The sequence below is a fragment of the Streptosporangium sp. NPDC051022 genome (assembly GCF_040683035.1).
Classification (GTDB): domain Bacteria; phylum Actinomycetota; class Actinomycetes; order Streptosporangiales; family Streptosporangiaceae; genus Streptosporangium.
The window spans coordinates 77203-87015 of the sequence record NZ_JBFBCF010000043.1 but is presented as its reverse complement, the minus strand read 5'-3'; the positions used below and the strand labels follow the sequence as shown (position 1 = coordinate 87015).

8 protein-coding genes, 1 other RNA gene and 1 pseudogene are annotated in these 9813 nt (G+C 69.8%); 6 read left to right on the top strand and 4 right to left on the bottom strand.

Going from position 1 to position 9813, the window contains the following annotated elements:
* The 3 genes and pseudogenes from AB0N02_RS42270 to AB0N02_RS42260 form a co-directional block, all read right to left on the bottom strand.
* Nucleotides 1-599, bottom strand: a pseudogene (locus AB0N02_RS42270) (hypothetical protein); the annotation flags it as partial.
* On the bottom strand, nt 596-1750 hold the full coding sequence (locus tag AB0N02_RS42265) for a M20 family metallopeptidase (RefSeq protein WP_363959449.1): 1155 nt from the start codon (nt 1748-1750) through the stop codon (nt 596-598). The pseudogene AB0N02_RS42270 and the gene AB0N02_RS42265, both read right to left, overlap by 4 nt.
* On the bottom strand, nt 1747-2784 hold the full coding sequence (locus AB0N02_RS42260; RefSeq protein ID WP_363959446.1) for a dipeptidase: 1038 nt from the start codon (nt 2782-2784) through the stop codon (nt 1747-1749). The genes AB0N02_RS42265 and AB0N02_RS42260 overlap by 4 nt, the downstream gene beginning before the upstream one ends.
* A 166-nt stretch (nt 2785-2950) precedes the next feature.
* Here AB0N02_RS42260 and AB0N02_RS42255 point away from each other — a divergent pair, with 166 nt between their 5' ends.
* From AB0N02_RS42255 to AB0N02_RS42230, 6 genes are all read left to right on the top strand, one after another.
* A complete protein-coding gene (locus tag AB0N02_RS42255; protein WP_363959443.1) occupies nt 2951-3787 on the top strand; it encodes a Nif3-like dinuclear metal center hexameric protein in 837 nt (278 codons plus the stop codon).
* Entirely contained in the window at nt 3784-4524 is a 741-nt protein-coding gene (locus AB0N02_RS42250; RefSeq protein WP_363959440.1) for a C4-type zinc ribbon domain-containing protein, read from the top strand. Before AB0N02_RS42255 ends, AB0N02_RS42250 begins: the two co-directional genes overlap by 4 nt.
* Nucleotides 4521-5834 (top strand): bifunctional RNase H/acid phosphatase, encoded by a 1314-nt coding sequence (locus AB0N02_RS42245; protein ID WP_363959437.1) that lies wholly within the window; start codon nt 4521-4523, stop codon nt 5832-5834. Before AB0N02_RS42250 ends, AB0N02_RS42245 begins: the two co-directional genes overlap by 4 nt.
* A gap of 213 nt (nt 5835-6047) precedes the next feature.
* Nucleotides 6048-6440, top strand: an RNA gene (gene rnpB, locus AB0N02_RS42240) — RNase P RNA component class A.
* Between the two features lie 368 nt (nt 6441-6808).
* The gene (locus AB0N02_RS42235) at nt 6809-7123 is read left to right on the top strand and encodes a hypothetical protein (protein ID WP_363959434.1); all 315 of its coding nucleotides are present in this window, start codon (nt 6809-6811) and stop codon (nt 7121-7123) included.
* 2 nt (nt 7124-7125) lie between these two features.
* Nucleotides 7126-7431 carry a hypothetical protein gene (locus AB0N02_RS42230; RefSeq protein WP_363959432.1) on the top strand — a complete coding sequence of 102 codons (306 nt, stop codon included), beginning with the start codon at nt 7126-7128 and terminating at the stop codon, nt 7429-7431.
* Between the two features lie 238 nt (nt 7432-7669).
* Here the strand turns inward: AB0N02_RS42230 and AB0N02_RS42225 are convergent, their stop codons facing one another.
* Nucleotides 7670-9532: a WD40 repeat domain-containing protein gene (locus AB0N02_RS42225; protein ID WP_363959429.1), complete on the bottom strand. Its 1863-nt coding sequence runs from the start codon at nt 9530-9532 to the stop codon at nt 7670-7672.
* Between the last annotated feature and the right edge of the window lie 281 nt (nt 9533-9813).

Below are 9813 nucleotides of genomic sequence, written 5' to 3'. Positions count from 1 at the left end.
TACTCCACCGGGCGCGCCCCCAGCTTGACCAGGTTGAAATGCGCGTTGCGCCGTACCAGCGGGTCGTAGGTCCAGGTGATGCGGTCCAGGCCGCGCTCCAGCGCCCAGGCCCGCTGGTGCAGCTTCAGCGCCAGCCCCGCCCCGCGGCCCGCGGCCGCGCCGGTGACGTGGGAGTGCAGGGCCCGGCCCACCGGGGCGGCCAGGAACGCCACCGACGCCCCCACCAGCCGCTCCCCGTCGTAGGCGCCGGCCACGTAGTTGCCCGCGTGCGACAGCGCCCGCATCAGCTCCACACTGATCGGCGCGTTACCCGGATCCGACTGCCAGATGTCGTCGAACAGCCGGCGCACCCCTTCGAAGTCACCGATACCGGACAGCTCCGCGATGCGCACCCCCGCGGCTCCGGCCACGCGTTCGGCGTCCCGGACGGCGTCCCTGGCGGCGTTCCCGACCGTACCGGCCATGTCCGAGACGTCCTCGGTGACCTCGGTTGCGGCTCCGGCCGTGGCTCCCGTGGGAAGACGCGCGGAGGGCTCGCCGGAGCCCGCGCCGGAGAGTTCCGCTCCGGCGGGCGCGTCACCACGGGAGGCACACGTCACCTGTGGGTCTCTCCCGTCGTCACCGATCCGCTCACCACGGTCTCCTCCGCCACGGCCCCCTCCGCCGCGGACTCTTCCAGCACGGCGGCGACCAGCCCGGCCAGCAGCCGGGTCCGGGCGGGCATCTCCGCGACGATCACGTGCTCGTGCGGCGCGTGCGCGCCGCCGCCGACCGCCCCGAGCCCGTCAAGCGTCGGGCAGCCGACCCCCGCGGTGAAGTTGCCGTCGGAGGCGCCGCCGACGGCCACCCCCCGCAGCGGTTCCATACCCAGATCCTTGGCGATCCCGCAGGCCAGTTCGAACAGGCGCGCCGAGGAGGCCTCCTCGAGCGGAGGACGGTTGGGCCCCCCGCTCACCTCCAGGCGGGCCCCCGGGAGCCGGGGGGCGAGCGCCCGTACCAGCCGGTCGATCCGATCCTGCTCGGCGAGGCTCGGCACCCTGACGTCCACGGCCACGCTCGCCAGCGCGGGCACCGTGTTGACCGTGGTCCCGCCGGACAGCACGGTCGGCGTCACCGTCGTGTCGCCCTCGCCCATCTCGGCGAGCGTGAGGATCTGGTGCGCCAGCTCGACCCCGGCGTTGACCCCCTTCCACGGCTCCAGCCCCGCGTGGGCGGCCTTGCCGTGCACGGTGACCCGGTAGTCGGAGGTGCCCTTGCGCGCCGTCTTGAGCGCTCCGCCGTCGGCGCTGGCCTCCAGGACGAACGTCGCCGCGCACCCCCGCGCCGACTCCTCGATCAGCTCGCGCGAGGTCGTCGAGCCGACCTCCTCGTCCCCGGTGACCAGCACGCACACCCCCTCGGGCGAGGGCAGGGCGGCCAGCGCGTGGAAGATCTGCACCAGCCCGGCCTTCATGTCGAACACCCCGGGTCCGCGGGCGATCCCGTCCACGATCGACCACGGGTGCTCGCGCAGCGTCCCCATCGGCCAGACGGTGTCGTGATGGCCGACCAGCAGGACGCGCGGCGTGCCGAAGGTCCACCTCAGGTGGGGGACCCCGCCGATCACGATCGTCTCGGGGCGCGCGCCGAGCCTTCTGAATCCCTGCTCCGCGAGCACCGAGGCGCTGCGGGCCAGCGCCCCGTGGTCGGCGGAGAAGGATTCACAGACGACGAGCTCCTCCAGGTCGTCGAGCATCCGGTCAAGGTTCATGCGGGCCTTCCCAGTTGGGTTCGGAACAAGCGCAGAACATTGTCTCCGAGGATTTTGACGATCTCTTCGTCCGCGAAGCCATGTTTGAGCAGGGCCTCTGTGACCGAGGACAATCCGGCGGGCCCGGACAGCCCGGGAATCGTCGCCATGACGTCCAGGCCGCTGAACTCGAACGCCTCGCAGCAGGGCGGGGTGACGTCGTGCATGACCTCGCGGATGAAGTCGGGGCCGAGCCCCACGTGGTCGATCCCGCCGACGCTCACGACGTGCTCGATGTGGTCGACCAGGCGGTCCACGGTGTACTCGGCCGGATCGTCCGACAGGAAGGCGGGCAGGAAGTTCACGCAGACCACCCCGCCGGTCGCGGCGATGGCGCGGATCTGGTCGTCGGTGAGGTTGCGGTGGTGGTCGCGCAGGGCGCGGGCGGAGGAGTGGGTCGCCATGACGGGCCGGGTCGCCAGCTCCAGCACGTGGGCGACGCCCGGGGCGCTCAGGTGCGAGACGTCGAAGATCATGCCGAGGCGTTCCATCTCCCGCAGCGCCGCCACGCCCGCCTCGGTGAGCCTGCTGCCGGTGGCCTCCTCGCCGCTGCCGTCCGCGAGAGCCGTACGGCCCCAGTGCGCGATGGAGGCGATCCGCACGCCCAGGCGGTGCAGGGTGGGCAGCAGCTCGACGCTCGCGTCCAGGCCGGGGGCGCTCTCCAGGGCCAGCACCAGGGCGATCCTCCCCTCGGCGAGCGCCTGGTCGACCTGGTCCCCGTCCAGGCAGAGCCGTACCGCGTCGGCGTTGCCCTCGGCCAGCGTGTGCGCGCACTCGATCATGCGCAGGGTCTGCCGGAGCGCCCCCTCCGGGCGGTACTGATCGTCGATGAAGACCGGCAGCACCTGGATGTTCACCCCGCCCTCGTGGAGCTGGGGCAGCCAGCGCTCACGGAAGAACGACGCCCACCGCCGCGGGGGCCTGGCCGTGACCGCCATCAGCAGGTCGTTGTGGGTGTCGGCGACCACGGCGTCGCGGTGGAGATCGGTGGACAAGTGCGGGTCCTTCCTCACAGCTGGATCTCGTCTGCCACGACGCTACCGACAGTGTGTGCCGGCTGTCCCCGGGGTCCGTACTCCCCGCGCCGGTCCCGCCAAGATCGAAGTCCAGTTGTGACTGGTGATTCCCCGCCACTGTGAAACAGGCCGGTAGTCTGCGCAGGTGCCTACCCTTGCCGACATCGTCGGAGAGTTCGAATCGATCTATGACCCCTCGTGGGCGGAATCGTGGGACGCGGTCGGTCTCGTCTGTGGAGATCCCGGTGCGGAGGTGCGCAGGATCCTGTTCGCGGTCGACCCGACGGCGGTCGTCGCCGCGGAGGCCGTCGAGTGGGGTGCCGATCTGATCGTCACCCATCACCCCCTCTACCTGCGGGGCACCACGAGCGTGGCGGCCACCACCGCCAAGGGCCGTCTGATCCACACGTTGATCAGGAACGACGTCGCCCTCTTCACCGCGCACACCAACGCCGACGTCGCCGACCCGGGCGTCTCCGACGCGCTGGCCCGCGCCGTGGGGCTGACGGGACCGCTCGTCCCCCTGCTCCCGGCCGCCGCCGACCCCCGGCGCGGCCTCGGCCGCGTCGGCTCGCTGCCCGCCCCGCTCTCCCTGCGGGAGTTCGCTGGGCAGGCCGCACGCGGCCTGCCCCGTACGGCGGGCGGGCTGCGGGTCGCGGGAGACCTCGACCGCGAGATCAGGCGCGTCGCGGTGAGCGGAGGATCGGGCGACTCCCTCCTCGGTACGGCCCGCGCCGCGGGAGTGGACGTGTTCCTCACCGCGGACCTGCGCCACCACCCGGCGAGCGAGTTCGTCGAGGAGACCGGCGGCCCCGCGCTGATCGACGCCGCCCACTGGGCCACCGAATGGCCCTGGCTGACCGACGCGGCGCATCGGCTGGCATCCGCCTGTGCCTCGCGGGGGATTAATGTTGAGACGCGCGTTTCCGAGACGGTCACGGATGCTTGGAAGACAACAGCAGAGTGCGAGGAATTGAAGTGAAAGCAGCCCCGGCGGCCCAGAAGCGTCTGCTCGACCTGGCCGAACTCGACTCCGTCGTCGACCGTCTGGCCCATCGTCGTCGAACCCTGCCGGAACTGGCCGAGATCGACGAGCTCTCCACCCGCGTGGCCAGGCTCGCCACCCAGGTGATCGGCGCCGAGACCGAGGCCGGCGACCTGGCCCGTGAGCAGACCAAGGCGGAGGCCGACGTCGACTCGGTCCGGGTGCGCGCCGAGCGCGACCAGAAGCGCCTCGACTCCGGCCAGGTGTCGTCTCCGAAGGACCTGGCCAGCCTCCAGTCCGAGATCGCCTCCCTGCACCGTCGCCAGGGCGACCTGGAGGAGGTCGTGCTGGAGATCATGGAACGTCGCGAGGCCGCCGACGCGCAGGTCGCCAAGCTCGTCGCCGAGCGCGACGAGCTCGCCGCCACGCGGGGCGGCGCCGAGGACCGCAGGAACGCCGCCTTCGCCGAGATCGACAAGGAGGCCACCGAGGTCAGGGGGAAGCGCTCGGCGGTCGCCGCCGACATCCCGGCCGACCTGCTCGCCCTCTACGACAAGCTCCGTGAGCAGTTCGGGGTGGGGGCCGCGATGCTGCAGGGCGCCCGCTGCCTCGGCTGCCGGACCAGCCTGTCCATCGCCGAGATCAACCGCATCAAGGCGACCTCCCACGACGAGGTCGTCCGCTGCGAGGAGTGCCGCCGGATCCTCGTCCGTACCCCAGAGTCGGGCCTGTGACCTCCTTCGTCATCGAGGCCGACGGCGGATCCCGGGGCAACCCGGGCCCCGCGGGCTACGGTGCCGTCGTCAAGGACGCCGCCGACGGCCAGGTGCTGGCCGAGGTCGCCGAGGCCATCGGCACCCAGACCAACAACAACGCCGAGTACCGCGGGCTGATCGCGGGCCTGCGGTCGCTGCTCGATCTCGCGGGCGACGGCGCGACCGTCGAGGTCCGGATGGACTCCAAGCTGGTCATCGAGCAGATGGCGGGCCGCTGGAAGATCAAGAACGAGGGCCTGAGGCCGCTCGCGACGGAGGCCGCCGCCCTGGCCCGCCGCCTCAGGGTCACCTGGCGGTGGATCCCCCGGGAGCGGAACAAGGACGCCGACCGCCTCGCGAACGAGGCCATGGACGCCGCCGCCAAGGGCAGGCCCTGGCGGTCGGCCTCCTCCCCCGGCGCCTCCCCCGGCGCCTCCTCCGGCACCTCCGCCACCGCCGGTCTCCGGGACACGTCCTCCGCCGCGACCCTCGCCCCGGCCGCCGGCACAGCCCCGGCCACGGCCCCCGCGCAGGACTCCCTCTTCGACACCGGCACCCTCTCGGCCCCGGAGACGGCCGTCTCCCCGGTGGACGGGATCGCGGCGAGGACATCGGGGACGGCCGAGCGGACGGCGCCGGCCACCGGCGGCACCGGCTGGCGCGCGCCCACGACCACGGCGACGTCGCTGCTGCTGCTGCGGCACGGTGAGACCCCGATGTCCACCGAGCGCAGGTTCTCCGGACTCGGCGATCCCGAGCTCACCCCGAACGGCGTCGCCCAGGCGCAGGCCGCCGCGGCCAGGCTGGCGCGGGAGCCGTACAACGTCCAGGTGATCGTCAGCTCGCCGCTCAGGCGTGCCCGCGCCACCGCCGAGGCCGTGGCCGCCAGGACCGGACTGGAGGTCGTCGTGGAGGACGAGCTCCGTGAGGTCGACTTCGGCGCGTGGGAGGGGCACACGTTCACCGAGATCCAGCGCCGCTGGCCGGACGAGCTCGCCACGTGGCTGGCGGACCCGTCCGCCGCGCCGCCGGGTGGGGAGAGTTTCGGGGAGGCGGCGCGGCGGGTCCAGACGATCGGGGACCGGCTGGTCGAGCGCTACGAGGGCAGGACGGTCCTCGTCGTCTCCCACGTCACGCCGATCAAGATGCTGCTGCGATCCGCGCTGCTGGCTCCCCTCGCCGCGCTGTACCGCATGCATCTCGATCTGGCCGCTCTGTCCCTGATCGAGTACTACGCCGACGGACCGGCCGTGGTGAAGGCGTTCAACGACACCTCGCACCTGCGCTGACCCGGTGTCCCGGCGCCCGTGACCGGCTCGGGTTCCCGGTGGGACGGTATCGCCCCACCGGGAACCCGAGCCGATCCGTCCCGCCCGTCGGCCGTGCTCTCGTGGGCGCCCCCGGTCGTTCCCCTCCGGGGGCGCCTGAGGCCATTCCAGCCGAGGCGACTTGCCGATCGGTTGGAGACCACTTGGGAGCCGATAGGCTTGGAACACGGCGGACGAGCCGGCCGGGCGGCCGCGTCGGGTCCTCACAGGGCCCGCCGAGGAAGGTCCGGGCTCCACAGGGCAGGGTGGTCGGTAACGCCGACCCGGGGTGACCCGCGGGACAGTGCCACAGAGAACAGACCGCCCCTCGTCAAGAGGGGTAAGGGTGAAACGGTGGTGTAAGAGACCACCAGCGCCCACGGCGACGTGGGCGGCTCGGTAAACCCCACCCGGAGCAAGGTCAAGAAGGGACGCTCCCCGGAGCGTCCCGCGCGCGACGCTTGAGGGCTGCCCGCCCGAGCCGCGCGGGTAGACCGCTTGAGGCCGGCGGCAACGCCGGTCCTAGATGGATGGTCGCCCCTTCACATCCGTGAAGGACAGAACCCGGCCTACAGGCCGACTCGTCCGCCCTTGATCTTCTGACCTGGCGTGGAGCATCCGTCAGGCAAGATCAGGGCACATTTAGGGCACATTCGCCCGAGAGATCACGAAGACGCCCGCCGGCCCCGCTCGGTTCACGAGACCAACCCGTTTGGTCGAAACGGAACCGAGAGCCGTCCCGTCGCGTCAGGGTGGCCTGGAACGGCTGGCACCAGCCGCTACCGAGGCGTAGGGTTGAATCGAATAAATGTTCGATCAAACGGATGCGTTTCGATCTTGGCGGGCTCTGCCTGGGAAATTGTCCACTTCCGGCCATCTTCTGTTTTCGGAAGACACCGGTAATCGCCGCTTTCCCTTGAGTCCCAGAAGGAAGCCGGACAATGGAGCAAGGAGCCATGAAAGACGAATTCTTCCCACCCGGTTTTGTTTCCCATGATGACCCTGCGGTCGAACGGGCCATGGAGACGATTGACGGACTTCGCCCCTCCGAACAGAGAGAACTCCTGCGCAGCTCCTACCGTGCGGTGCTGGCCTTCGAACGGACCAAGAACATTGACCATCTCACGGATTTCGCAAAGAATCTCCTCGCGACCGTTCATCTGCGCGGTATCCCCGCCTATGCGGAAGCACTGAAAAACGCTCCCGAAGGCCCTCGCGGATCGGGCGAGGCGCTGGACGTCGAAGAGGTGCTGAACCGACTCATGGAGTGACTATGGCGGAGCTGCGGCTCCAACCGGAAAGTGAACCGATACTTGCGGAATGGTGGGAATCGACCAAGCCCAAGGAAGGTGATCAGCAACTTGTCCGTGAGGTTTTGCGTACGGTCATCGACGGAACGTGGCGCGGTAGGTGGTACTGGACCCAAGACCTAGCCGATGACCAGCCCCTTCTTCCTGTTGTGACGATCCAGCCGCGGGAGACCTTGATGGTTCGGATCCGCTTCTGGCCGGCCGAGGAGCCTCCCGAGTTTCAACTGATCAACATCTTCGATGTAGCTGAACACCTGAACGAGGACTAACGTTCTTCGACTGAATCAACTCTTCTTGGCCGCTCCGGCAAATGCCTTATCCATGGCCGTACGCGCCCGCCGGCAGGCTTCCGGGACGAGATGGCCGTAGAGATCACGATCGTGGTGATGGACTCACGGCCCAGCCAACGGGACGCCTCGGGGACGGGCACACCCTCGACGAGCGCCGTAGCGGCGAAGGTGCGCCGCGGGCCACGGAACGTCGTGGCCTTTCTCGAAGATCAGTGGGCTAATGAGGAAGGTCCGTGAGGTCCCAGGTTCGGATGCCGCCGTCGTCGCCGCTGGAGACGGCGATCGGTTTGCCTTTGAGCATGGTCACCGCGACCCCGCTGACGGCACCGTGGTGGCCGGAGAGGGGAGGCAGGAGCGGTTTCATCGTCTGCGGGTCCCACACGATCACCGTGCCGTCGTTCTGCCCGGTCACCAGCACCGTCCGGGATCCGACGCGCGTGACGGCCATGGCGGTGGAGCGGATGCTCAGAGCCTTGCCGTACGGTCCGCCCGTTGCGGCGTCCCACAAGCGGATACCGCCCCATTCGGGGGCGTATTTGCGCTGGAAGAAGACGACGGTCTTACCGTCGACCTGCCCGATCGCCAGGGATTCGGCCTGGCCGCCGCTGGCGATCGGCTTGCCGATCGGCTGGCCGGTGGCCTGGTCCCATAGCTTTATCTGCTCGCCGGAGGCGGTGGCGATGATCCGGTTGCCGACCGCGACGGCATCCACTTCTGTCGCGTTGACCTGGCGGCGACGGCTTCCCGCCGACAGATCCCAGAGTTCGGCTCCGCCGTCCCGCGTCGTGGTGGCCACAACGGAGCCGTCCACCGAGAGCTGGGCAGGTCCGTCGTGGGATGCGACGGAGATCCCTGTCTTGTCCACCTGCTTGCCCGTCGCCGCGTCGCGGGCCACCAGCCCATGCTCGACGTCCGCGTAGACGACGACCGGCTTCCCGCCCCGCGTGACCGTGGTCATGGGCGCATACTCGACACACGCGCAGGAGATGGGCGCACGGAACGGCTTGTGGGTGGCCAGATCCCACATGCGGATCGTGTCGTCGGCTCCTGCGGTCACGGCTACGGCCTTGCCCCGGACCTTGGTCACCGCGAGTGTTTCGACGCCCCCGCCGTAGCCGAAGAACGGCTTGCCGAGTTGTCTGCCCGTGCGCAGGTCCCAGATCGTCAGCGTCCCGTCGAGATCGCCGATGACCAGGATCGGCGTGGTGCCGTACTTGCCCACCGCCGCTACGTGATCCAGGAGATCGTCGCTGTCCCAGCCGTGGCCGATGAGTTCGCCGGTGGCCAGGTCGGCGACCCGCAGAGTGCCGTCTCCACTCAAGATCGTGACCGTTCTCCCGTCGAGCTCGCGCAACTCGACAGGGAAGAACTCGCCCTTGTGCTTCACCTCGGTGACAGTGCCGGCGGCCAGGTCCCAGCGTTCCATGCGGCCTTGGAAGTCGCCGTCGGTGCCGGTGACGACCGCGGCCCCGCCCTGGATGGCGATGCCGCTGATGTAATCCATCGATGTCACCTTGGCGGTGGCCAGAGCCTTGCCAGTCTTCAGGTCCCACGAGCGGAGAACCTTGTTCGCGTCCCCGGTGACGGCCAGGGTGGTCCCGCCCAGTTGCCCGATCGCCCCGGCCCTGGGTTTGGCCTCATGCCCCTTCAGCGGGGCGCCGACCGCGGATCCGGTGTTCAGGTCCCAGGCCTGGAGCTCGAAGGGGAACTTACCTTCGGTCAACGCGACATGCTGACCGTCGTGGGAGTCAACGGCCAGCAGATTGGTATGAAGGGTTTGGGTCACGATCGGTGGAGTCAACGGACGACGCGTGCCGAGATCCCACGCACGCAGGGCTCCACCGCTCACGACCGCGATGTCCTTGCCGTCCCAGCGGTGCAGCTCGACGTGGTCCACACCGTCCTGACCCGCGGGGATGGGCTCGCCGATGAGCTTGCGCGTGGCGAGGTCCCAGACGCGAAGCAGGTCGTCGCGGCCACCCGTGACGATCACCGGCTTGCCGTTCACCGAACCGATCGCCGGGGAGACGGTCCGGTCGCTGTGCCCGTACATGGTGGGCCCGAGCTGACGGCCGGGCATGGGCGCCGCATGCGTGGTGATCTCCGGGACCGCAGGGGACGACCGGGTGGGCGCGGTGCGAGGATCCGCGCTGCAAGCGCTCACAAGGATGAGCACCCCGAGCGCGATCGTAAGCGCCCTGAACGATGCCACCCGACCCCTCCCCGCGATGGCGCATCAACGCTTATGGCCGTCTATCGGCCCATCTTCCCGTATGACGACCAGGGTCTGCATCAAAATTGATCAGAGTCATTCGTTGATCGCGGCAGGATCACCGTGATCACGGACAGTTCATGAGTGGC

Bases quoted from the DNA above. Each gene is read 5' to 3' on its own strand.
- AB0N02_RS42235 (WP_363959434.1), top strand. From the start codon at position 6,809: ATGAAAGACGAATTCTTCCCACCCGGTTTTGTTTCCCATGATGACCCT.
- AB0N02_RS42230 (WP_363959432.1), top strand. From the start codon at position 7,126: ATGGCGGAGCTGCGGCTCCAACCGGAAAGTGAACCGATACTTGCGGAA.
- AB0N02_RS42265 (WP_363959449.1), bottom strand. From the start codon at position 1,750: ATGAACCTTGACCGGATGCTCGACGACCTGGAGGAGCTCGTCGTCTGT.
- AB0N02_RS42225 (WP_363959429.1), bottom strand. From the start codon at position 9,532: ATGCCCGGCCGTCAGCTCGGGCCCACCATGTACGGGCACAGCGACCGG.